The 23,375-nt window shown below is 71.0% G+C and carries 22 protein-coding genes; 19 read left to right on the top strand and 3 right to left on the bottom strand.

Features of this window, described 5'->3' with window-relative positions:
* Positions 1–21 precede the first annotated feature (21 nt).
* The gene (cofC, locus tag OED52_RS13040) at positions 22–699 is read right to left on the bottom strand and encodes a 2-phospho-L-lactate guanylyltransferase (protein WP_264151299.1); all 678 of its coding nucleotides are present in this window, start codon (positions 697–699) and stop codon (positions 22–24) included.
* 143 nt (positions 700–842) lie between these two features.
* Here cofC and OED52_RS13035 point away from each other — a divergent pair, with 143 nt between their 5' ends.
* The 14 genes from OED52_RS13035 to holA all read left to right on the top strand — a co-directional run bounded on the left by OED52_RS13035 (position 843) and on the right by holA (position 15,660).
* Positions 843–1,841: an NAD(P)H-dependent glycerol-3-phosphate dehydrogenase gene (locus OED52_RS13035; protein WP_264151298.1), complete on the top strand. Its 999-nt coding sequence runs from the start codon at positions 843–845 to the stop codon at positions 1,839–1,841.
* 5 nt (positions 1,842–1,846) lie between these two features.
* Positions 1,847–2,971: a cystathionine gamma-lyase gene (locus OED52_RS13030; protein ID WP_264151297.1), complete on the top strand. Its 1,125-nt coding sequence runs from the start codon at positions 1,847–1,849 to the stop codon at positions 2,969–2,971.
* Between the two features lie 98 nt (positions 2,972–3,069).
* Positions 3,070–4,176 carry a D-alanine--D-alanine ligase family protein gene (locus OED52_RS13025; RefSeq protein WP_264151296.1) on the top strand — a complete coding sequence of 369 codons (1,107 nt, stop codon included), beginning with the start codon at positions 3,070–3,072 and terminating at the stop codon, positions 4,174–4,176.
* Between the two features lie 75 nt (positions 4,177–4,251).
* Positions 4,252–5,535, top strand: a complete 1,284-nt coding sequence (locus OED52_RS13020; protein ID WP_264151295.1) for a glutamate-5-semialdehyde dehydrogenase — start codon at positions 4,252–4,254, stop codon at positions 5,533–5,535.
* A 20-nt stretch (positions 5,536–5,555) separates the two neighbouring features.
* Positions 5,556–6,452, top strand: coding sequence for an AAA family ATPase (locus tag OED52_RS13015; protein ID WP_264151294.1), 897 nt, complete (start codon positions 5,556–5,558; stop codon positions 6,450–6,452).
* 1 nt (position 6,453) lies between these two features.
* Positions 6,454–7,899, top strand: coding sequence for a vWA domain-containing protein (locus tag OED52_RS13010; RefSeq protein ID WP_264151293.1), 1,446 nt, complete (start codon positions 6,454–6,456; stop codon positions 7,897–7,899).
* Positions 7,900–7,969: 70 nt separating this feature from the next.
* Positions 7,970–8,632: a nicotinate-nucleotide adenylyltransferase gene (nadD, locus tag OED52_RS13005; RefSeq protein WP_413247661.1), complete on the top strand. Its 663-nt coding sequence runs from the start codon at positions 7,970–7,972 to the stop codon at positions 8,630–8,632.
* Positions 8,629–9,087, top strand: a complete 459-nt coding sequence (gene rsfS, locus OED52_RS13000) for a ribosome silencing factor (RefSeq protein WP_264151291.1) — start codon at positions 8,629–8,631, stop codon at positions 9,085–9,087. The genes nadD and rsfS overlap by 4 nt, the downstream gene beginning before the upstream one ends.
* Positions 9,088–9,158: 71 nt before the next feature.
* Positions 9,159–9,737, top strand: coding sequence for a histidine phosphatase family protein (locus tag OED52_RS12995; protein WP_413247762.1), 579 nt, complete (start codon positions 9,159–9,161; stop codon positions 9,735–9,737).
* Positions 9,724–10,512 (top strand): diglucosylglycerate octanoyltransferase, encoded by a 789-nt coding sequence (octT, locus tag OED52_RS12990; RefSeq protein WP_264151289.1) that lies wholly within the window; start codon positions 9,724–9,726, stop codon positions 10,510–10,512. Before OED52_RS12995 ends, octT begins: the two co-directional genes overlap by 14 nt.
* 5 nt (positions 10,513–10,517) lie before the next feature.
* The gene (locus tag OED52_RS12985; RefSeq protein WP_264151288.1) at positions 10,518–11,348 is read left to right on the top strand and encodes a DegV family protein; all 831 of its coding nucleotides are present in this window, start codon (positions 10,518–10,520) and stop codon (positions 11,346–11,348) included.
* A 147-nt stretch (positions 11,349–11,495) separates the two neighbouring features.
* Positions 11,496–12,299, top strand: coding sequence for a ComEA family DNA-binding protein (locus OED52_RS12980; protein ID WP_264151287.1), 804 nt, complete (start codon positions 11,496–11,498; stop codon positions 12,297–12,299).
* Positions 12,296–14,692, top strand: coding sequence for a ComEC/Rec2 family competence protein (locus OED52_RS12975; protein WP_264151286.1), 2,397 nt, complete (start codon positions 12,296–12,298; stop codon positions 14,690–14,692). The genes OED52_RS12980 and OED52_RS12975 overlap by 4 nt, the downstream gene beginning before the upstream one ends.
* Positions 14,689–15,660 (top strand): DNA polymerase III subunit delta, encoded by a 972-nt coding sequence (gene holA, locus OED52_RS12970; protein WP_264151285.1) that lies wholly within the window; start codon positions 14,689–14,691, stop codon positions 15,658–15,660. Before OED52_RS12975 ends, holA begins: the two co-directional genes overlap by 4 nt.
* A 146-nt stretch (positions 15,661–15,806) precedes the next feature.
* On the opposite strand, the gene rpsT is transcribed toward holA, so the two are convergent.
* A complete protein-coding gene (rpsT, locus tag OED52_RS12965) occupies positions 15,807–16,067 on the bottom strand; it encodes a 30S ribosomal protein S20 (RefSeq protein ID WP_264151284.1) in 261 nt (86 codons plus the stop codon).
* A 201-nt stretch (positions 16,068–16,268) separates the two neighbouring features.
* On the opposite strand from rpsT, the gene OED52_RS12960 reads away from it, so the two are divergent.
* From OED52_RS12960 to OED52_RS12945, 4 genes are all read left to right on the top strand, one after another.
* The gene (locus OED52_RS12960) at positions 16,269–17,915 is read left to right on the top strand and encodes a circularly permuted type 2 ATP-grasp protein (RefSeq protein ID WP_413247660.1); all 1,647 of its coding nucleotides are present in this window, start codon (positions 16,269–16,271) and stop codon (positions 17,913–17,915) included.
* Positions 17,915–18,889 (top strand): alpha-E domain-containing protein, encoded by a 975-nt coding sequence (locus tag OED52_RS12955; protein ID WP_264151283.1) that lies wholly within the window; start codon positions 17,915–17,917, stop codon positions 18,887–18,889. The genes OED52_RS12960 and OED52_RS12955 overlap by 1 nt, the downstream gene beginning before the upstream one ends.
* A gap of 8 nt (positions 18,890–18,897) precedes the next feature.
* Positions 18,898–19,728: a transglutaminase family protein gene (locus OED52_RS12950; protein ID WP_264154694.1), complete on the top strand. Its 831-nt coding sequence runs from the start codon at positions 18,898–18,900 to the stop codon at positions 19,726–19,728.
* Positions 19,729–19,846: 118 nt separating this feature from the next.
* A complete protein-coding gene (locus tag OED52_RS12945) occupies positions 19,847–20,668 on the top strand; it encodes an aquaporin (RefSeq protein ID WP_264151282.1) in 822 nt (273 codons plus the stop codon).
* 41 nt (positions 20,669–20,709) lie between these two features.
* Here OED52_RS12945 and OED52_RS12940 read toward each other — a convergent pair whose 3' ends face one another.
* Positions 20,710–21,381: a type II toxin-antitoxin system PemK/MazF family toxin gene (locus OED52_RS12940; protein ID WP_264151281.1), complete on the bottom strand. Its 672-nt coding sequence runs from the start codon at positions 21,379–21,381 to the stop codon at positions 20,710–20,712.
* A gap of 92 nt (positions 21,382–21,473) precedes the next feature.
* Between OED52_RS12940 and lepA the strand changes: the two genes are divergently transcribed.
* Positions 21,474–23,342, top strand: a complete 1,869-nt coding sequence (gene lepA, locus OED52_RS12935; RefSeq protein ID WP_318841927.1) for a translation elongation factor 4 — start codon at positions 21,474–21,476, stop codon at positions 23,340–23,342.
* The last annotated feature ends 33 nt before the right edge of the window (positions 23,343–23,375 follow it).

Raw genomic sequence — 23,375 nt, 5'->3', positions numbered from 1 at the left:
CAGTTCATTGTGGCAGAGCCGTCACGAAACGACGTTCTGTCGCGCGGGCCGGGAAACGGTGAATCCGAGTTCGTCCGACACGGCCGCGGTCGCCTCGCCGACCCCGAGACGCGCGGCGGCGACGAGGTCGGCGATCGTGTCCACGTCGAGCCGCAGACCCGGGACCGCATCCGGGACCGCGACGGCACCGGCGGCGACGTGGAGACGCGCCGAATCCGGACCGAAGTGCAAGGGCGGCATGCTGCCGGGGACGCAGTGGAACAGAGCCGTCGTCCCTCCCGCGGTGTGGTCGGTCACCACCGCCGAACCCGACCCGCGGGCGACCTCGCGGGCGCGGGCGAATTCCTCCGGCCGCAACGCCGGCAGGTCGGCCTGCAACGCCACCAGTTCGGCGTCGGGCACGGATTCGCGCACGCGACGTGCCGCCGCCCGCAGGGCCGAATTGAGAGGATCGGGACTGCCGGGCGCGACCGGATCGGGGAACACCTCGGCACCGCACGCTCGCGCGGCACCGGCGACCCGCTCGTCGCCGGTGATCACCGTGACCGCCACGTCGCCCGCGGCCATCGCCGCCGAGACCGTGTCGCGCATCATCGCCAGCACGAGTTCGGCGCGCTCGCGGGCGGTGAGGACATCGGACAGCCGCGACTTCGCCAGGCCGAGGGCCTTGACGGGGACGAGCACCTGCGTCGCGGTCATGGGCGCGATTGTGCCAGCCGGCGCGACGCCCGGCGATTCGCGGTCCGTGACGGGCACGCACCCCGAGGCGGCTGCGCGATACTGGGTGCGATCGTGGTGTGGTGACCGTGCCCGGAGGGGCGCACCGAGAGTGAGGGGATGGAGTGACCAGAGCAGCAGTCCTGGGCGCGGGCTCGTGGGGGACGGCGTTCGCGAAGGTTCTGGCGGAGGCCGGGACGGACGTGACGATCTGGGCGCGGCGCGAGGATGTGGCTCGATCCATCGCCGAACGACACGAGAACTCCGACTATCTCTCCGGAATCGCGTTGCCGCCCTCCCTGAAGGCCACCGCCGATCACCGGGTCGCCCTGGAGGGCGCCGATTTCGTCGTGCTGGCCGTGCCCAGCCAGACACTGCGCCACAACCTCGAGACGTGGAATCCGGACATCCCTCCGAACGCCACCCTGCTGAGCCTGGCGAAGGGCATCGAGAGCGGCACCCTGATGCGGATGAGTCAGGTGGTGCGTCAGGTCACCGGCACCGAAGCGAGCCGCATCGCCGTGCTGTCCGGCCCGAATCTCGCGCGGGAGATCGCCGAGGGGCAGCCGGCCGCCACCGTGATCGCGTGCACCGACTCCACCCGCGCGATGGAGATCCAGAAGTCCTGCGCCACCAAGTACTTCCGCCCCTACACGAATTCGGACGTGATCGGCTGCGAGATCGGCGGCGCGTGCAAGAACGTCATCGCCCTCGCGTGTGGGATGGCCGCGGGTGTCGGTCTCGGCGAGAACACGGTCGCGAGCATCATCACCCGCGGTCTCGCCGAGATCATCCGGCTCGGAACCGCCCTGGGCGCCAAGCCCACGACGCTCGCCGGCCTCGCCGGCGTCGGTGATCTCGTCGCCACGTGCACCTCTCCGCTGTCGCGCAACCGCTCGTTCGGGGAACGACTCGGTCGCGGCGGGTCGCTCGAGAGCGCGCAGCAGGCGACGCAGGGGCAGGTCGCCGAGGGAGTCAAGTCGTGCACCTCGGTCCGGGCGCTCGCCGCGAGCTACGACGTCGAGATGCCGCTCACCGACGCCGTGCACCGCGTGTGCCACGAGGGCATGTCGGTGCAGGACGCGATCGGGCTGCTGCTCGGCCGCCGGATCAAGCCGGAGTGAGTGCCGTGACCGGGGATTCCACACGCTGTGTGAAAGCCGTTGCCCACGAAGGTGTTCCGGGTTCCCCGCTGCAGGCGGGCCCGGTCTTCGCCGCGCCCTATCTGCTCGGAGAGGACGAACGCGACGACGTCGACACCTATGCGCGGGCGTCGAATCCGGGCTGGCGTGCACTCGAATCGGCGCTCGCCGCACTCGAACACGCCGCCGCCGCGCGCGTCGTCGGCTCGGGCATGTCCGCGATCACCGTCGCCCTGCGGGCCCTGGCGACACCCGGCGGCACGGTCGTCGTCCCGTCCGACGGCTACTACCAGGTGCGCGCGTACGCCCAGGAGTTCCTGGCGCCGCACGGCGTGAAGGTCGTCGAGATGTCGGTCGCGGAGTTCGGTGACGGCACCCTGACCGACGTTCTGGCGACCGCTCCCGACAATGCCGTCGTCCTGGTCGAGACCCCCTCGAATCCCGGCCTCGACACCGTCGACCTGCGCGCGATCGCGACCGCGTGCCACGTCGCCGACGCGCTGCTGCTCGTCGACAACACCACCGCCACACCCCTCGGCCAGCTGCCTCTCGGGCTCGGTGCCGACGTCGTGGTGGCCAGCGGCACGAAATCCCTCAGCGGCCACGGCGATCTGCTCTTCGGCTACATCGCCGTCACGGACCCGGGCCTGCTCGCCGCGGTCGACCGCGAACGGCTGCTGTCGGGCACGGTGCTCGGGCCGTTCGAGACGTGGCTCGCGCACCGCAGCCTCGGCACCGCGGGGCTGCGCTTCGAGCGCCAGTGCACCAACGCCCTCGCCGTCGCCGAGATGCTGTGCGAGCACCCGGCGGTGACGGGGGTGCGCTATCCCGGTCTGCCCACCGATCCCGCCCATGCGGTCGCCGCCGCGCAGATGCGCCGCTTCGGCCCGCTGGTCACCTTCGTCCTCCCGGGCCGGGAGGACGTGCACCGGTTCGTCCGCAACGCCGAACTCGTGGCCCCGGCGACCAGCTTCGGCGGCATCCACACCACCGCCGACCGGCGGGCACGCTGGGGCGACGCGGTGCCGGAGGGATTCGTCCGCCTGTCCTGCGGCATCGAGGACACCGACGATCTGCTCGCCGATCTCGACGCGGCACTGACCACCCGCTGACGGAGGGGAAGCGCTTCACTTCCTCGCGAGTCCGGCAGATCCGGCGTGCGCAGGACTCGGCTGAGCCGCACCGGCGCGCTACCGGTACGGTTTGACGCGTGAGTACGCCCCGCACCAGGGTGGCCGTCGTCTTCGGTGGCCGCAGCAACGAGCATTCCGTGTCCTGCATCTCCGCAGGCAGCATCCTGCGCAATCTGGACCCGGAGAAGTACGAGGTCGTGCCCATCGGTATCACCCCCGAGGGCGCATGGGTCCTCGGCAACACGGATCCGGCGAACCTGACCGCCGCCGGCCGCGAACTGCCCGTCGTCGACGGCACCGGCGCCGATCTGGTCCTGACCGCGGATCCCACCCGCCGCGGCGACATCGTCGCCCTCGACGAAGGCGCCTACGGCTCCGTGCTCGCCTCGGTCGACGTGGTCTTCCCGGTCCTGCACGGCGCCTACGGCGAGGACGGCACCATCCAGGGCCTGCTCGAACTCGCCGACATCCCCTACGTGGGTCCCGGTGTGCTCGCCAGCGCCGCCGGCATGGACAAGGAGTTCACCAAGAAGCTCCTCGCGGCCGAGGGTCTGCCCGTCGGCTTCCAGATCGTCATGCGCCCGGGCGTCGAGACCCTCACCGAGGAGCAGAAGGAACGGCTGGGCCTGCCCGTCTTCGTCAAGCCGGCTCGCGGCGGCTCGTCGATCGGCATCAGCCGCGTGGCGGACTGGGCAGCCTTCGACGGCGCAGTCGCCAAGGCCCGCGAACACGACCCCAAGGTCATCGTCGAGTCCGCGATCATCGGCCGCGAGGTCGAGTGCGGCGTCCTCGAGTTCCCGGACGGCGACGTGCGTGCCAGCGTCGTCGCGGAGATCCGCATGCCCGACACCTCGGGCGACCACGAGGCCTTCTACGACTTCGACACCAAGTACATCGACGACGTGTGCGAGTTCGACGTCCCCGCGAAGCTGGACGAGGACATCTCCGACCGCATCCGCGAACTCGCGGTGCGGGCCTTCCGGGCACTCGACTGCCACGGCCTGTCGCGGGTGGACTTCTTCGTCACCGAGGACGGCCCGGTGATCAACGAGATCAACACGATGCCCGGCTTCACCTCGATCTCGATGTATCCGCGGATGTGGCAGGCGGCCGGCATCGAGTACTCCGAGCTGCTGTCGATCCTCGTCGAGACGGCGCTCGCGCGGGGTACCGGCCTGCGCTGACGGCGCTCGGTGCCCTCGGGGTTCCTCGGGGGCACGGCCTGTCGGGCCTCCCACCGGCCCGACTAGGCTGGACCCATGACTGCCGTGACTCCCGACTCTGCTGCGACCCACGCCGGCACGGACACCCGCGAGGCCGTTCACGCCGCCGCGCGTCGCGCGCGCGTGGCCTCGCGCCGTCTCGCGCTGCTCACCACCACCGAGAAGGACGCGGCCCTGAACGCCGCCGCCGACGCCCTCCTCGCCGCCTCGGAGACCGTTCTCGCCGCCAACGCCGAGGACATCGAGACCGCCCGCGCCGCGGGCACCGAGGAGGCCATCCTCGACCGGCTGCGCCTGACCCCGGCCCGCGTCGAGGGCATCGCGGCGGGCCTGCGCCAGGTGGCGGGCCTGCCCGATCCGATCGGTGGCGTGGTGCGGGGCTCCACCCTGCCCAATGGTCTCGAGCTGCGGCAGGTCCGCGTCCCGCTCGGCGTGGTCGGCATGGTCTACGAGGCCCGCCCCAACGTCACCGTCGACGCCTTCGGCCTGGCCCTGAAGTCCGGCAACGCCGCCCTGCTGCGCGGCTCCTCCTCGGCAGCCCACTCCAACGCCGCGCTCGTCGAGATCCTGCGCGCCTCGCTCGAGGGCCAGGGGATCCCGGCCGACGCCGTGCAGCTCCTGCCCAGCGCCGACCGCTCCTCGGTCACCCACCTCATTCAGGCCCGCGGCCTCGTCGACGTGGTGATCCCGCGTGGTGGCGCCGGCCTGATCGCCGCGGTCGTCCGCGACGCCACGGTGCCCACCATCGAGACCGGTGTGGGCAACTGCCACGTCTACATCCACTCCGCGGCCGACCTCGACATGGCCGAGAAGATCGTGGTCAACGCGAAGACACGCCGCCCGAGCGTGTGCAACACCGCCGAGACGATCCTCGTCGACAAGGCGATCGCCGACACCGCGGTGCCGCGCCTGCTGCAGGTGTTCCAGTCGCACAGCGTCACCGTCCACGGCGACCTGCCGGGTCTCGTGCCCGCCACCGAGAAGGACTGGGCGGAGGAATACCTCTCGCTCGACGTGGCGCTCGCGGTCGTCGACGATCTCGACGCCGCCGTCGACCACATCGACCGCTGGGGCACCGGCCATACCGAGGCCATCGTCACCTCCGACCTGGCCGCTGCGCGGGAGTTCACCACGCGTGTGGACGCCGCAGCCGTTATGGTCAACGCTTCGACGGCGTTCACGGACGGCGAGCAGTTCGGCTTCGGCGCGGAGATCGGTATCTCCACCCAGAAGCTGCACGCGCGGGGCCCGATGGGTCTGCCCGAACTGACGTCGACGAAGTGGGTGGTGTGGGGCGACGGCCACACCCGCCCCGCCTGATCTCGACGAAAGGATCCAGCGTGGATCGTGCGCTGCCGACCACCCCGCCGACCTTCGCGGATGTCCAGGACGTGATCGAGCGGCTGGCCGCGACGGGCTATCTGGCCGACAAGGGCACGGCGACCGCCGTGTTCCTGGCCGACCGTCTCGGCAAGCCGCTGCTCATCGAGGGCCCGGCGGGTGTCGGCAAGACCGAACTCGCCCGGGCCGTGGCCGAGACCGCCGGTGCCGAACTGGTGCGTCTGCAGTGCTACGAGGGGGTCGACGAGTCCCGCGCGCTGTACGAGTGGAACCACGCCAAGCAGATCCTGCGCATCCAGTCGGCGGGTGCGGGCGCCGCGGCGGGGGAGAGCTGGGACAGCACCAAGGAGGACGTGTTCTCCGAGGAGTTCCTGCTCTCGCGTCCGCTGCTCACCGCGATCCGCCGCGAGGACCCCACGGTGCTGCTCGTCGACGAGGTCGACAAGGCCGACGTCGAGATCGAGGGCCTGCTGCTCGAGGTCCTCAGCGACTTCGCGGTGACCGTCCCGGAGCTCGGGACCATCCGCGCGACCCGCCGGCCGTTCACGGTGCTCACCTCGAACGCCACCCGCGAGTTGTCGGAGGCGCTCAAACGCCGGTGCCTGTTCCTGCACCTGGACTTCCCGGACGCCGATCTCGAACGCCGGATCCTGGCCAGCCGTGTGCCGGAGCTGCCCGACGCCCTCGCCGAGCAGCTCGTGCGCACCGTCGGGGTGCTGCGCGACATGCAGCTCAAGAAGGTCCCCTCGGTCGCCGAGACCATCGACTGGGGCCGCACCCTGCTCGCCCTCGGCCTCGAGACCCTCGACGACGCAGCGCTGACCAGCACCCTCGGGGTGGTGCTCAAACACCGTTCCGATCAGCTGCGGGCCGCGGCCGAGCTGCGGCTGAACTGACATGACGGGGCCGCACCTGTCCGGAACGGGAGCACCGGCGGCACCGAACGGGCTGCCCGGGCACCTCGTCGGGTTCGTCGAGGCCCTGCGCCGCCGCGGCATCGCGGTCGGGCCGTCGGAGACCGTCGACGCCGGTCGTGTGCTGACCGTCCTCGACCTGCTCGACCGGGAGGCGCTGCGTGAGGGGCTCGCCTGCACCCTGCTGCGCCGGCCCACGCACCGGCCGGTCTTCGACACGCTGTTCGACCTGTGGTTCCCGCCCGCCATCGGCAGCCGCAGCAGTGACGGCCCGGACGTGGAGATCCCGCGCACCCCGGACGGGGAGGTCGACCTCGACGCGCTGCGCGAGCTCATCGCGGAACTGCTCACCGACGAGTCCCCGGAAGCCCTCGAGACCACCGAGCGGCTCGTCGCCCGCATCGTCGAGGAACTCGGGCAGTACGCCTCGTCGAACGGCCCGTCCTTCTCCGCCTACCAGGCGCTGCGCGACGTGTCCCCGGAGACGCTGGTGACGAAGATCCTCGAGGGTCTGCTCGGCAACGCCGACCGGGAGGAACGCGAGGACATCCCCTACGAGACCGAGATCGCGCGCCGCACCGCCGCCCGGCAGGTCGCGGACTTCCGCGCGATGGTCGAACGCGAGACGCGCCGCCGCACCGCCGAACAGCTCGGCCGCGAACGCGTCGAGAAGTACGGGGTACCGAAGCTCGCCGAGGAGGTCGACTTCCTGCGCGCCTCCGACTCCGAACTCGTGGCGCTGCGCCGCAGTGTCGTGCCGCTCGCCCGGCTGCTCGCCAGCCGGCTCGCCGCCCGCCGGCGACGTGCCCGCGCCGGGGAGATCGACCTGCGCCGCACCCTGCGCAGGTCCATGTCCACCGGCGGGGTGCCCATCGATCTCGTCAACCGCAGACCGCGACCGGCCCGCCCGGAACTGGTGATCCTGTGCGACGTGTCCGGTTCGGTCGCCGGTTTCTCCCACTTCACGTTGCTGCTGGTGCACGCGCTGCGCGAGCAGTTCTCCCGCGTTCGAGTGTTCGCCTTCGTCGACACCGCCGACGAGGTGACCCACTACTTCTCGGCCGGCGCCGACCTCGGGGAGGCCATGTCGCGGATGCTGCAGGAGGCGACGCTCGTCACCTACGACGGCCACTCCGACTACGGGCACGCCCTCGGGAGCTTCATCGACAACCACGCCCACGCCCTCACCAGCCGCAGTTCGCTGCTGATCCTCGGGGACGCCCGCAACAACTACCGCAACCCCAACCGCGAGGCCCTCGAGCATCTCGTCGAGGTGGCGCGACACGCGCACTGGCTCAATCCCGAACCGAAGGGGCAATGGGGATCGGGAGATTCGGCGGCCCGCGTCTACGGCGAGATCATCACGATGCACGAGTGCCGGTCGGCGCAGCAGCTGGCGACGGTGGTGGCGAGTCTGCTCCCCGTGTGAACCCGTAAGCTGGACAACCGTGCATCAGCCAACGGATCGGCACCCGCGCCCGCAGCGCCGCCTGGGTGTGATGGGTGGAACGTTCGACCCGATCCATCACGGACACCTCGTCGCAGCGAGCGAGGTCGCTGCGAGCTTCGACCTGGACGAAGTGATCTTCGTGCCCACCGGGCAGCCGTGGCAGAAGTCCGGCCGGGACGTCAGTCCCGCCGAACACCGCTACCTGATGACGGTGATCGCGACCGCGTCGAACCCGCGCTTCACCGTCAGCCGTGTGGACATCGACCGCCACAAGACGACCTACACCGTCGACACCCTCCGGGACCTCAAGGCGCAGTATCCGGACGACGAGCTGTACTTCATCACCGGCGCCGACGCCCTGGGGTCGATCCTGTCCTGGCAGGACTGGCAGAGCCTGTTCGAACTGGCCCGCTTCGTCGGGGTCTCCCGCCCCGGCTACGACCTCCATGCCGAACACCTGGCACCCCATCTGGACGACCTGCCCGCCGAGGCCGTGACCCTCGTCGAGATCCCCGCCCTGGCGATCTCGTCGACGGACTGCCGCACGCGGGTCCGTGAGCACCGACCGGTCTGGTACCTGGTACCGGACGGCGTCGTGCAGTACATCAACAAGCACCGGCTCTACCTCCCCGACCCGCACCCGGGTGGGGAGTCCGCCCCGGTGCCCGACGCCGACACCCCCGGCCCCATCGAGAAAGAGAGCACGCAGTGAGTGCAACGGCAGAAGCGACGGAAATGGCCCGCATCGCGGCCCTGGCCGCCGACGAGAAGCTCGCCACCGACGTCGTGGTGCTCGACGTGTCCGAACAGCTGGTCATCACCGACTGCTTCGTCATCGCGTCCGCACCCAACGAACGGCAGGTCAACGCGATCGTCGACAATGTGGAGGAGAAGCTGCGCCTGGCCGGGCACAAGCCGGTGCGCCGCGAGGGCACCCGTGAGGGCCGCTGGACGCTGCTCGACTACATCGACGTCGTCGTGCACATCCAGCACGAGGACGAGCGCAACTTCTACGCCCTCGACCGGCTGTGGAAGGACTGCCCCGTCATCGAGGTCGACGGCATCGGCGGCCCCCGCTCGGCCCTCGACGAGGACACCGACAATCCGGAGGCTGTGCCGACCGACAATCCGGAGGCTGTGCCGACCGACAATCCGGAGGATGTGTGAGCAATCCGGTACGCGTGCGGCACCTGATCCTGCTGCGCCACGGACAGACCGAGTACAACGCGACCCAGCGCATGCAGGGCCAGCTCGACACCGACCTGTCCGAACTCGGCCGGCGGCAGGCACAGGCCGTCGCCGAGGCGATCGCGCGGTTCGATCCGCTCGCCATCGTCTCGTCCGATCTGCGGCGTGCCTACGACACGGCCACGGCCGTCGGCGACCGCGTCGGCCTGCCCGTCGCGATCGACACCCGGCTGCGGGAGACGCACCTCGGCGAATGGCAGGGGCTCACCCACACCGAGGTCGACGCCGTTGCCCCCGGTGCGCGCAGCGCGTGGCGGGCCGACGCCACCTGGGCGCCGCCCGGTGGGGAGAACCGCGTCGATGTCGCACGCCGGAGCATCGCCGTCGTCGGGGAACTGCTCGACAAGTACGAGTCGTGGTCGGATCGGCCCATCGTGCTGGTCGCGCACGGCGGCCTGATCGCCGCGCTCACCGCGGCGCTGCTCGACCTCCCGGTCGACCGGTGGCCCGTGCTCGGAGGGCTCGGCAACACCGGCTGGGTTCAGCTCAGCGGATACGGCGAGGTGCCGAACTGGCGCCTCGACGTGTGGAACGCGACGGCTACGGTGGCGCCCGATGACGTCCTCTGATCCGGTCGCCGCGAACGGAGAACCGGACGCGGCGCCGCAGCGCCCGACCCTGCTCGTCATCGGCGACTCCCTCAGCTACTACGGCCCGAAGGGCGGCCTGCCCGCCGACCATCCGCGGATCTGGCCGAATCTCGTGGCGGCCGAACTCGGCTGGGACGTCGAACTCGTGGCCCGCATCGGCTGGACCACCCGCGACGCCTGGTGGGCCATGACCCAGGACCCCCGGGTGTGGGCGGCGATCCCCCGCGCCGGCGCCGTGGTCCTCGCCGTCGGCGGCATGGACACCCTGCCGTCGCCGCTGCCCACCGCGCTGCGCGAGGGCCTGCGGTACATCCGGCCGCCGGCGCTGCGCCGCGTCGCCCGCACCGCCTACGGCTGGCTGCAGCCGCGCCTGTCGCCGCTCGGCCGGCCCGTCGCGCTGCCGCCGCGGGTGAGCGTCGAGTACCTCGAAACGATCAGGGACTCACTGGCGTACATGCGACCGGATCTGCCGGTGATCGCGACCCTGCCGTCCGTGCACCGCAGCGAGCAGTACCGCAGCGTGCACCGCGGCCGGCTCCCCGCCGTCCGCGCGATCGTCGCGTGGGCCCGCGAGAAGTCCGTTCCCCTGGTCGATCTCGGTGAGGCGGTGCGCGAGAACGTCTTCTCCGACGACGCGAACCCCGACGGTATCCACTGGGGCTGGGAAGGCCATCGGCGGGTCGCCGAGGCCGTCGGCGAAGCCGTCCGCATGGTGCACCGGGATGCGCAGTCCCCGGTGGAGGGCATACGGTAGGCCTCGTGTCCGTCGTCGTGGTTACCGATTCGTCGTGTTGCATCGACCCGGAGGTGATCGACCGGTTCGACATCCGGGTCGTGCCTCTGCACGTCGTCGCGGACGGACGCGACCTGCGTGAGGGAGTCGACGAGTTGCCCGACGACCTGTCGGGGGTGACCACCTCCGGTCCGTCCCCGGCCGAACTCACCGACGTCTACGCGGAGGCGCTCGACGCCAGCGACGGCGACGGTGTCGTCGCCGTGCACCTGTCGCGGCTTCTGTCGGGCACTTGGGACGCCGCCCGCCACGCCGCCGAGGCGTTCGGTGACCGCATCCGTCTCGTCGACTCGCAGAGCACCGCGATGGGATTGGGATTCGCGGTCGTCGAAGCGGCGCGGGCCGCCCGCGCCGGCGCCTCCCCGGCGCAGGTCTACGAGCGGGCGGTGCGGGTCGCGGCGACCGCGAAGACGTTGCTCGTCGTCGACCGCCTCGACCACCTGCGGCGGGGCGGCCGGATCGGCACGGCCACCGCACTGCTCGGCACCGCGCTCGCGATGAAACCGGTCCTGCACATCGTCGACGGCAAACTCGTGCTCCGCGAGAAGACCCGCACCATGACCAAGGCGATGGCCAAGCTCGTCGACGGAGTGGTCGCGGAGGCGGGGGAGGACCCGCTCGTCGCAGTGCACCACCGGCAGGCACCGGACCGGGCACGCACCCTCGCCGAGCAGCTGTCCGAGCGGCTTCCCGACGGCACGGAGGTCGGTGTCTCCGAGCTCGACGCCGTGCTCGGCGCGCATGTGGGCCCGGGCGCGGTCGGGGTCGTGGTGGCCTCCGCCGCGACCGGCGACTGAATCCTCCTACACCATCCGCCGCACCGGAGACGCGCTCCGGCGCCGGAATCCGCCGGTTCGTCCACAGGCTGACGATCCATCCACAGATCCACCCGATCCGCCGTTTTCCGGCCCGGTCCCGGTCGACGCGGCCGTTAGCGTCGCGGCATGGCCAGCAGTGACCCTCGCGACCTGGTGCGCACCCGGCTCGGGGCGATCGCGCGCTCCGCGGAGATGCCGGACATCCCGCCTTGGACCGATGACGACAGGTGGCCGGACGCCGAGGACGATCCGGACGAATCCCCTTCCCGCGTCGGCATCCTCGACCGTCTCGCCGCCGCACGGTGGGACACCGGACGGCGGGGCACCGCGGCGCTCGCCGCCGTCGGGGTGCTCGCCGCTGTGGTGACCCTCGTCGTGCTGTGGCGCGACCGGCCCGTCGCCGAACCGGTGCCGCCGCTGCCGTCCGTCGAGATCGCCGCGCCCACCGCGACATCCGAGACGGGTGAACCGGAGGAGTCCGGCGAACAGGTGGTCAGTGTCGTCGGTGCCGTGGCGCGACCCGGACTCGTCCGTCTCGCCCCCGGAGCGCGCGTCGCCGACGCCCTCGACGCCGCCGGGGGCGCCCTCGACGGTGCCGACCTGATCGGCCTCAACCTCGCCCGGCGGGTCGCGGACGGCGACCAGATCGTCGTGGGAGTCGTTCCACTCCAACCGGTTCCACCCTCCAGTGGAATCCTCGACGGAGGCGGCGAGGCGTCAGGCGCCGACACCGGCGGCGGCCTGCTCGATCTCAACACCGCCGACGAAGCGGCACTCGACGCGCTGCCCGGCGTCGGGCCCGTCACCGCCGCCGCGATCGTGGCGTGGCGCACCACACACGGACCGTTCACCGACATCGAACAACTCGGTGAGGTCGACGGGATCGGCCCGGCCCGGCTCGCGCGGCTACGACCGTTGGTGACGGTGTGAGCGGCGACGGCACCGGCACGGTATGCGACGTCCGCGCCGATGCGCCGGAATCGCTCCGCCCCGACGCGCGACTGGTGCCGTGCGCGGCCGCGGCCTGGGCGGCGACCCTGCTCGGGCTGGCCGCCGGCTGGCGGGTCGCCGCCGGACTCGTGCTCGTGGCCGGGGTCGCCGCGGCAACCCTGGTGTGTGTCCGCCGGTTCCGGCGCCGGACGGGCGCGCGGACGATCCTCGCGGTGCTGGTCGTGGTCGCCGGTTTCGGGACGGCGGCCGGTGTCCGGATGTGGGCGGCCGACCACCATCCCCTCGCCGACGCGGCCGAGAAGGGTTCGCGGGCAACGGTCGTGCTCGTCCCCACCGACGACCCGCGCCACATCCGGGCCGCGGCGTTCGACGGCAGCCCGCGGGTGCGGATCCCCGCGCGGCTCGAACACCTCACCGTGGCCGGACGATCCGTCGAGGCGGGTGGCGCGGTGGTCGTCTTCGCCCCGGCTGCATCGTGGACGGATGTACTTCCGGGGCAACGGATCACCGCGCGGGTGAAGGTCGCCGTGTACGAGGGGTCCGGCACCGTCGTCGCGGTCCTTCGCGCCGACGACCCTCCCCGGCGGATCGACCCGCCGCCGGCTTGGCAGCGCTGGGCCGGTGCGATGCGCCACCGGCTCGCGGACGCGGCCGCGGCGGTGCTCCCCGCCGACCGTGCGGGCCTGCTGCCGGGCCTGATCGTGGGGGACACCTCGGCACTGACCGACGAGGTGCGTGAGGACTTCCGTGTGGCCGGTCTGACCCATCTCACCGCCGTGTCGGGTGCCAACGTGAGCATCGTGCTCGGCGCGGTACTGCTCGTGGTCCGCGCGGTCGGCCTCGGGCCTCGCATCGGAACACTGCTCGCGGCAACGGCTCTGGCGTTCTTCGTCGTACTGGTGCGGCCCTCGGCGAGCGTGGTGCGCGCCGCCGCGATGGGTTCGATCGGGCTGCTCGCCTTCGTCACCGGACGGGAACGGCAGGCCCTGCCGGCGTTGTGCGCGGCGGTGGGGGCGCTGCTGATCGCGATGCCGGACCTCGCCGTCGACGTCGGTTTCGCCCTGTCGGTCTCGGCGACGGCCGCGCTGATCGTCGCCGCCCCACCGGTGGTGGCGGGGCTCGAACGCCGCGGCTGGCCCCGGCCGGTCGCGGAGACGACCGCGATGGCGGCGGTCGCGTCCGTGGTGACGGCACCGATCGTCGCGGCGATCAGCGGCACCGTCAGCCTCGTGTCGATCGGCGCCAACGTCCTCGTCGCCCCCGTGCTCGCGCCGCTGACCGTGCTCGGATCGGCGCTCGCGGTGGTGGCCCCGCTCGCCCCCGGTGTGGGGGGACTGCTCGCGCGCGGCACGGATCCGATGGTGTGGTGGCTGGTCACGGTCGCCGACCGCGCCGCCGCGTTGCCGTCGGCGCAGGTGTCGGTACCCGGAGGTCCCGCGGGTGCCGCCACCGTCCTCGTGTTCGTCGCCGTCGGATGGACGATCGTGCGGCATCGGCGGATACGGGTGGCGGCACTCGTGGCCGCGATCGCCGCGGCGGCCGTGTGGCTGCCGGTGCGGCTGGTACGCCCCGGCTGGCCCGCGGCCGAATGGCTCTTCGTCGCCTGCGATGTCGGGCAGGGCGACGCCCTGGTGCTCGCGGCGGGGGAGGGCCGCGCCGTCGTCGTCGACACCGGACCGGAACCCGCACCCGTCGATCGGTGCCTGCGCCGCCTGCGGATCCGCACCGTCACCGCGCTCGTGCTGACCCATCTGCACGCCGATCACACCGGCGGCGCCACCGGGGTGCTGGCCGGGCGGACCGTCGAAACACTGGTGCTCGGCCCGGGCGCCGCAGCGCGGGAGGGCGGCGTGGACGTGCTGCGCCTCGCCGCGGACGCGGGGATCCCGGTGCGGGAGATCGCCGCCGGTGCCGGGCTGCGGGCCGGGGACACGGCGATCCGGGTGCTGGCGCCCGCCGCGGATCCCGCGGCCCGGCCGGTGTCCGGCAGCCCGGAGAACGACGCGTCGCTGATCCTGGCCGTGGACACCGTCGTGGGACGGATCCTGCTGCCCGGCGACGCCGAGGCCGCGGCCCTCGACGCCCTCGTGCGTTCCGGTGCCGACGTGCGCGCCGACGTGCTGAAGCTGCCGCACCACGGGTCGCGCACCACCCCCGCAGGATTCCTCACCGCGGTGCGGCCGCGGGTCGCGGTGGTCAGCGCCGGTGCCGACAACCTGTTCGGGCATCCGCATCCCGAGATCGTCACCGCCCTGCGCGAGTCGGGCGCACGGGTGTGGCGCACCGACCTGCACGGCGACGTCGCGGTGATCCGCGCGGGATCCGGGGCACTGGCGGTGGTGTCGGCTGCGCGTGGGACGATCGAGCCGTGAGCGACACGTCCCTGCATCTGGTTCTCGGTGAAGAAGAGTTGCTCGTCGAGCGGGCCGTCGCGAGGATCGTCGCCGACGTCCGCGCCCGCAGCGGCGACCCGACGGACCTGCCCGTCTCGCGCCTGCGTGCCGGTGATGCCGGGGTGTCCGAACTCGCCGAGCTGCTGAGCCCGTCGCTGTTCGCCGAGGAACGGGTGGTGATCCTCGAAGCGGCCGCCGAGGCCGGCAAGGACGCCTCGGCCCTGATCCTCGAGGTGGCCGGGGACCTGCCGCCCGGTGTGACCCTCGTCGTCGTCCACAACGGCGCGGGCCGCGCCAAGGCGATGGTGCCGGCGCTGCGCAAGTGCGGCGCCGAGGAGCACGACTGCATGGTGCCGGCCAAGGCGGGGGAACGGGCGAGCTGGGTCCGCGGCTTCGTCCACAAGGAGTTCCAGGCGGCCGGGGTGCGGGTGTCGGGGGAGGTCGAGCAGCTCGTCATCGAGGCCGTCGGCTCCGATCTGCGCGAGCTCGCCGCGGCGTGCAGCCAGCTCGTCGCCGACACCGGCGGTAAGATCGACGCCGCCGCGGTGCGGCGCTACTACTCCGGCAAGGCCGAGATCTCCGGCTTCGACGTGGCGGAGAAGGCCGTCACCGGAGATACCGCGGGTGCTCTCGAAGCACTGCGGTGGGCCATGCTGCGCGGCGTGCCCCACGTGCTGCTCGCCGATGCGCTCGCCGACGCGGTGCACACCATCGCCCGGGTCGGTTCGGCCGGTCGTGGCGACCCGTTCGCGCTCGCGTCGTCGCTGGGGATGCCGCCGTGGAAGGTCAAGAAGGCCCAAGGACAGGCCCGCACGTGGGCGCCGGCCTCGATCGGCACCGCGCTCGGGGTGGTCGCGGCCCTCAACGCCGACGTCAAGGGCGCGGCCGCCGACGCGGACTACGCCCTCGAACACGCCGTGCGGCAGATCGCCCAGCTCGTGTCCTGATCAACCGCCCACATGCGGAAAGGGGGCGTACCGGATGTCCGGTACGCCCCCTTTCGGGTGCATGCGAAGCCACGACGGCCTCCCCTCACGAAGAGGGACGGCCGTCGTGAAGCAGAGCCTGTGTCTACTAGCTCGGAGCGATGAACTCAGAGCTTGTTGGCAAGCTTCGCGAGAGCAGACTTCTTGTTGGCGGCCTGGTTCTTGTGGATGATGCCCTTGCTGGCAGCCTTGTCGAGCTGGCGGCTCGTGGCGACGAGGAGCTCGTTGACCTTGTCCTTGTCGCCCGCGGCCGCAGCCTCGCGGAACGAACGGATCGCCGTACGCAGCGACGACTTCACCGACTGGTTCCGGAGCCGGTTGCGCTCGTTGGTGCGAATCCGCTTCACCTGGGACTTGATGTTGGCCACGCGTAAAATCCTGTCGTCTTGCTGGTAGCTGGTAGGAAAGCTCTGGGTGCGCACGGGCACCGATGGACAAGACTACCAAGAACGGTTCGCAAAGCCCAAACCGGTGTGGATCACCCTCGTCACCGACCCTGATGTTTCGTGCATGAAACGACTCTGTTTCATCTGAGGTCACCTGCTCACGCGTGTAGAACGATGCTGGGCATGAGCCGCACGATCTCTCCCGAACAGGCCGGACCCGCGCCCGGCCGCGCCGTCTCGGACGTCTTCGCAGGCTACCCGGGCACCGGCTCGGGCCGGCCCGACGTGCCCGTCGCCTACGACGAGATGTTCGATGCCGACGGTGCCGTGCGCGAGCCCTACCGCCGGCTGTTCGACACCCTCACCGCGAAGGGTGCCGACGATCTCGCCGCGCGCACCGAGGCCCTGGGTCGTGCGTTCACCGACCAGGGCGTGACCTTCTCGCTGTCCGGTCAGGAGCGTCCTTTCCCGCTGGACATGGTCCCGCGCGTCATCGCCGCCGCGGAATGGTCCGAACTCGAACGCGGCATCCGGCAGCGGGTGCGCGCCCTGGAGCTGTTCCTCGCCGACGTCTACGGCGAGCAGCACATCCTCCGCGACCGCGTACTGCCGCGTCGCCTGGTCACCTCGTGCCCGCACTTCCACCGGCAGGCCTCGGGCATCGTCCCGCCCAACGGCGTGCGCATCCACGTCGCGGGCATCGACCTGATCCGCGACGAGAAGGGCACCTTCCGCGTCCTCGAGGACAACCTGCGCTCGCCGTCCGGGGTCTCCTACGTCATGGAGAACCGCCGCGCCATGGCCCGCGTCGCCCCCGATCTGTTCGCCCAGCACAAGGTGCGGCCCGTCGGGGACTACGCCCTGCACCTGCTGCGCGCGCTGCGCGCCTCCGCAGCACCGAACGCCGCCGACCCCACCGTGGTCGTGCTCACCCCGGGCATCGCCAACTCCGCCTACTTCGAGCACTCGCTGCTGGCCCGCCAGATGGGCGTCGAACTCGTCGAGGGCCGCGACCTGTTCTGCCGCGACAACGTCGTCTACATGCGCACCACCGAAGGCGAACGTCAGGTCGACGTCATCTACCGGCGCATCGACGACGACTATCTCGACCCGCTGCACTTCCGGCCCGACTCGGTGCTCGGCGTCGCCGGCCTGGTCAACGCCGCCCGCGCGGGCAACGTGGTCATCTCGAGCGCCGTGGGCAACGGGGTCGGCGACGACAAGCTCGTCTACACCTACGTGCCCGAGATCATCGACTACTACCTCGGCGAGGAACCGCTGCTACCCAACGTCGACACCCTGCGCTGCTGGCTGGACGACGAACGCGAGGAGGTCCTCGACCGCATCGACGAACTCGTCCTCAAACCCGTCGAGGGCTCCGGCGGCTACGGCATCGTCTTCGGCCCCGACGCCTCCACCGTCGAACTGGACGAGATGGCCCGCAAGATCCGCGAGGATCCGCGCAGCTGGATCGCGCAACCGGTCGTACAGCTGTCCACCGTCCCCACCCGGGCGGGCAACGCGCTCGCACCCCGCCACGTCGACCTGCGTCCGTTCGCCGTCAACGACGGCGACGACGTGTGGGTGCTGCCCGGCGGGCTCACCCGCGTGGCGCTGCCCGAGGGATCGCTCGTCGTCAACTCCAGCCAGGGTGGCGGCAGCAAGGACACCTGGGTGCTCGCCACCGAGACGTCGGACACCGACCGCGAGCTCGGCGGGGAGGGGATCGTCGAGGAGCGGGACGACGTGAACCACTCCGAGCACGGTCCGGAACTGACCACCTCACAACAACAGCAGCAACAGCAGCAACAGAGCGGGAGGGATCTGTGATGCTCGCACGGAACGCGGAGTCCTTGTTCTGGATCGGCAGATACGTCGAGCGCGCCGACGACACCGCCCGGATCATGGACGTGGCGGTGCACCAGCTGCTCGAGGACTCCACCGTCGATCCCGACCGCACCTGCCGCCGGCTGCTGCGCGTGCTCGGCTTCGCCGAACCCGAGGGCCGGCTCGACGTGCGCGGCGTCACCGACATCGTGGCCTTCGGCCGGGACGGCGCCGGCTCGATCCTCGACACCATCGCCTATGCGCGGGAGAACGCGCGCGGCGCACGGGAGGTCACCTCCACCGAGATGTGGGAGTGCCTCAACACCACCTACAACGGGCTCGCCGAACGAGAACGCGCCGCCAAACGCCTGGGCCCGCACGAGTTCTTCCGATACGTCGAGCACCGCGCCGCGATGTTCGCGGGCCTGGCCGACAGCACCATGTGCCGCGACGACGGCTACCGCTTCCTGCTACTGGGCCGGTCGATCGAACGTGTCGACATGACCGTGCGGCTGCTGCTCTCGCGCGCGGGGGACCTGCCGACCTCGCCCACCTGGGCCACCGTGTTGCGTTCCGCCGGCGGCTACGACACCTATCTGCGCACCTACCGCGGTGCGCTCGACGCGGGCCGCATCGTCGAGTTCATGATGCTCGACCGGCTGTTCCCGCGGTCCGTCTTCTTCGCGATCCGGCAGGCCGAGGAGTGCCTCGCCGAACTCGACGACCACACCGACTACCGGTTCGGCGCGCGGGACGAGGCGCAGCGGCTCCTCGGCCGCGCCCGCAGCGAACTCGAGTTCATCGGCCCCGGTGTGCTGCTCGACGAACTCGCCACTCGCCTGGCGTCGTTGCAGGAGCTGTGCCGCAAGGCCGGCGAGGCGATCGCGATGCAGTACTTCCACGCCGCCCCGTGGGTTGCGTGGGTCTCCGCACGGGAATCCGGCGCGGACGTGTCGATCCTGGAGGGAGAACTGTGAGCTGGCGGATGCGCGTGGTGCACAAGACCGGATACGAGTACGCCGGTCCGGTCACCGCGTCGTACAACGAAGCCCGACTCACCCCGCGCTCGGATGCCCGGCAGACCGTGGTCCTCAACCGGGTGGAGACCACCCCGGCCACGCGTGGCTACCGGTACACCGACTACTGGGGCAGCGCCGTGACGGCCTTCGACCTGCACGCCCCGCACACCTCCCTCGAGGTGGTCGGCCTGTCGGTGGTGGAGACCGACCCCGTGCGCCCGCCCGACGAACCGGCGGGCTGGGACGTGATCACCGCCGAGGACACCCGGGACCGCTACGACGAGGTGCTCGCACCCAGCGCGTACGTGCCGGTCGACCCCGAACTCGAGGCGACCGCGCGGGATCTCGCCGCCGGACTCGAACCGGTCGACGCGGTCGTCGCGGCCGCGCAGTGGGTCTACGACAAGATGGACTACGTCCCCGGCACCACCGGCGTGCACACCTCCGCCCTGCAGGCCTTCCAGGAACGGCAGGGCGTGTGCCAGGACTACGCCCACCTGACGCTGCTGCTGTTGCGGCGCATGGGCATCCCCGCACGCTACGTCTCCGGCTACCTGCACCCCGTGCCGGATGCGGCGATCGGGGAGACCGTCGCGGGCCAGTCCCACGCGTGGATCCAGGCGTGGACGGGATCGTGGTGGGGCTACGACCCGACGAACGCGAAATTCGTGAGCGAACAGCACACCTCCGTCGCCATCGGGCGGGACTACGCCGACGTGCCGCCGCTCAAGGGCATCTACATGGGTGGACACGCCACGGCGCACGATGTCGTTGTCGAGGTCACCAGGCTTGCGTAATCTCCGTCACAGCGAATTCCGGGTGCCGATCCGGAATCCGCCGTAGCGGTACATCGATTCGCAGTGTTCGTCCACCAGGTCCCGGCCTCCGACGGGGCCGCGATGATCGAGGTGACCCATGGAACCCCAGCGCGATCCCGAATCCCGACTCGACGAAGATCTCGCGCGCGAGACGTCCCTGGAAATCCGTGACCCGGGTGAGTTCTCCGACCTCCGCAAGTACGTGGCGGAAGCCATCGGGACGTTCCTGCTGGTGTTCTCCGCGGTGGGTACCGCGGTGTTCGCCGGCACCTACGTCGGCCAGCTCGGTGTCGCGCTGGCGTTCGGCCTGACCCTGCTGTTCCTCGTCTACACCATCGGCCCGATCTCCGGCTGCCACGTGAATCCGGCGGTGACGCTCGGGCAGCTCGTCGTCGGCCACGTCACCCCGGTGCGGGCCGTGGGCTACTGGATCGCGCAGGTAGTCGGCGGCCTGCTCGCCGGTCTGACGCTCTACGCGGTGGCGTCGTCGCTGCCGAGTTACGACCGCGCCGCCGACGGGCTCGGCGCCAACGGCTGGGGCGCCCACAGCCCCTCGGCCGTGCACGGCCCGCTCGGCGGGGTGCTCCAGAACGGCTACGGCATCGGTGCCATGATCGTCGTCGAGGTCCTGCTCACCGCGGTGCTGGTGTTCGTGGTGCTCGGCGCGACCGACCAGATCGCCGATGCACCCATCGCCGGCATCGCGATCGGCTTCACCCTGGCGGTGATCCACCTGATCTCGATCCCGATCGACAACACCTCGGTCAACCCGGCCCGCAGCCTCGCCGTCGCCTTCTATCAGGACGGTGCACTCGGGCAGGTGTGGGCGTTCATCGTGTTCCCGCTCATCGGCGGCGCCCTCGGCGCGCTCGTCTACACCTTCCTGTTCGGCCGCCGCGAGGGCCTGCGGCCGTCCTGATCGGGGCGTCCCGCACGGGTCGTTCCGATCGGGGAGGTGTCTCAGCTCCAGCCGTAGTCGTCGCGCAGGCGCGCGGCGATCCGATCGAAACGGTCCCGCGGAACGATCGCGCCCTCCCGGCGGATCCCGTCCTCGGGAACGTCGAGGACGCGGTCGAGCCGCACCCAGCTCGGCCGGTTCGCCGAGTCCCACGGCCCGGAGCCGATCCCGAGCCAGCCGCGCTGGCCCTCGCGCTCGCTGTTCGACGACAGCATCAGCCCGAGCAGGGTCGAATCGTCGCGGCCCACCACGATCACCGGGCGGTCCTTGCCCTGGGAGGGGTCCTCCTCGTAGGCGACCCAGGTCCACACGATCTCGCCGGGATCGGCGCGGCCGTCCAGATCGGGGGAGTACTCGAGGCGGCGGGCGCGGTCCCCGGTGGGAGTCGTGCGCGAGGCCACCGGGCGCCCCGGTGTCGGCCGCTTGGTGCCACCGGGACGCGGAGCGGCGTCGGACGGCTTCGACGAGCGCGGCTTCTGGGACGAGCGCGGTTCATCGGACGAGCGCGGCTTCTCGGAGGCCGGGCTCGGGGCGGGGCCGGGCGCGGCGCCGTTCAGTGCGGCGCGTGCCTTGTCCAGGGCCCCCGACTGCTGCAACTGCTGATAGATCTTCGGGCCCTGTTCGACCGCGAAGCGCCCCAGCTGCCTGCCCAACTTCTTCCATGTGCCAGCCACGGGAAACGAGCTTAACGGGGACGGCCCCGGCCGGAATGCCGGGCGCCGTGCGACTTGGATATCCTTCGAGGTGACCGTGGTCTTCGAGACCGCTGCCGAGTCCGAGTCAGGAGCACGACATCAGCACCTTCGCCGACACCACGTTCACGGACCCCGAGAAGATCCGGAACTTCTGCATCATCGCGCACATCGACCATGGCAAGTCGACGCTGGCGGACCGGATGCTGCAGCTCACCGGGGTCGTCGAAGAGCGTCAGATGCGCGCGCAGTATCTCGACCGCATGGACATCGAGCGCGAACGCGGCATCACCATCAAGGCGCAGAACGTCCGCCTGCCGTGGAAGCTCGACGGCGAGGACTACGTGATGCACCTGATCGACACCCCCGGTCACGTCGACTTCACGTACGAGGTCTCCCGCGCCCTCGAGGCGTGCGAGGGCGCGATCCTGCTCGTCGACGCCGCGCAGGGCATCGAGGCGCAGACCCTCGCCAACCTCTACCTCGCGCTCGACAAGGACCTGACGATCATCCCGGTCCTCAACAAGATCGACCTGCCCGCCGCCGATCCCGACCGGTACGCCGGGGAGATCGCCAACATCATCGGCTGTGAACCCACCGACGTGCTCCGCGTCTCCGGCAAGACCGGTGTGGGCGTGCCCGAACTCCTCGACGAGGTCATCCGGCAGGTGCCGCCGCCGGTCGGCGATCCCGACGCCCCGGCCCGCGCCATGATCTTCGACTCCGTCTACGACACCTACCGCGGTGTCGTCACCTACGTGCGTGTGGTGGACGGCAAGATCGTGCCCCGCGAGAAGATCAAGATGATGTCGACGGGCGCCACCCACGAACTGCTCGAGGTCGGCATCGTCTCGCCCGAACCGAAGCCGACCGCCGGACTCGGCGTCGGTGAGGTGGGCTACCTCATCACCGGTGTGAAGGACGTGCGCCAGTCGAAGGTCGGCGACACCGTCACCAGCGCCCGCAACGGCGCCGAGGAACCGCTCACCGGCTACCGCGAACCGCGCCCGATGGTCTACTCGGGTCTCTACCCGGTCGACGGCTCCGACTACCCGGTGCTGCGCGACGCCCTCGACAAGCTCCAGCTCAACGACGCCGCGCTCACCTACGAGCCCGAGACGTCGGTGGCGCTCGGCTTCGGTTTCCGCTGCGGCTTCCTCGGCCTGCTGCACATGGAGATCACCCGCGAGCGGCTCGAGCGCGAGTTCGGCCTCGACCTGATCTCCACCGCCCCCAACGTCGTCTACCGCGTCGTGCTCGAGGGCGGCCACGAGCACGTCGTCACCAACCCCTCCGACTGGCCCGAGGGCAAGGCCCGCGAGATCTACGAGCCGGTCGTCAAGTGCACCATCATCGCGCCGAGCGAGTTCGTCGGCTCCATCATGGAGCTGTGCCAGTCGCGGCGCGGCGAGCTCAAGGGCATGGACTATCTGTCCGAGACCCGCGTCGAACTGCGCTACGTCATGCCGATGGCGGAGATCATCTTCGACTTCTTCGACTCGCTGAAGTCGCGTACCCGCGGCTACGCGTCGATGGACTACGAGGAGGCCGGCGAGCAAGAGGCCGCCCTGGTCAAGGTCGACATCCTGCTGCAGGGCGAGGCCGTCGACGCGTTCAGTGCCATCGTGCACAAGGACGCGGCCGCCGCCTACGGCAACAAGATGACGACCAAGCTCAAGGAACTCATCCCGCGGCAGCAGTTCGAGGTGCCCGTGCAGGCGGCGATCGGCTCGAAGATCATCGCCCGCGAGAACATCCGCGCGATCCGCAAGGACGTGCTGGCCAAGTGCTACGGCGGCGACATCAGCCGTAAGCGCAAGCTGCTCGAGAAGCAGAAGGAAGGCAAGAAGCGGATGAAGACGATCGGTCGCGTCGATGTGCCGCAGGAGGCCTTCGTCGCCGCGCTGTCGTCCGAGGCGTCCGCGGACAAGCCCAAGAAGTAGCCGCCCACCGACCGATCCCCGGTCGTGGCGCCC

This window comes from Rhodococcus sp. Z13, assembly GCF_025837095.1.
Taxonomy (GTDB): Bacteria; Actinomycetota; Actinomycetes; order Mycobacteriales; family Mycobacteriaceae; genus Rhodococcus; species Rhodococcus sacchari.
Note: the sequence above shows the minus strand (reverse complement) of the source record. Positions and strands in the feature narration are given on the sequence as shown.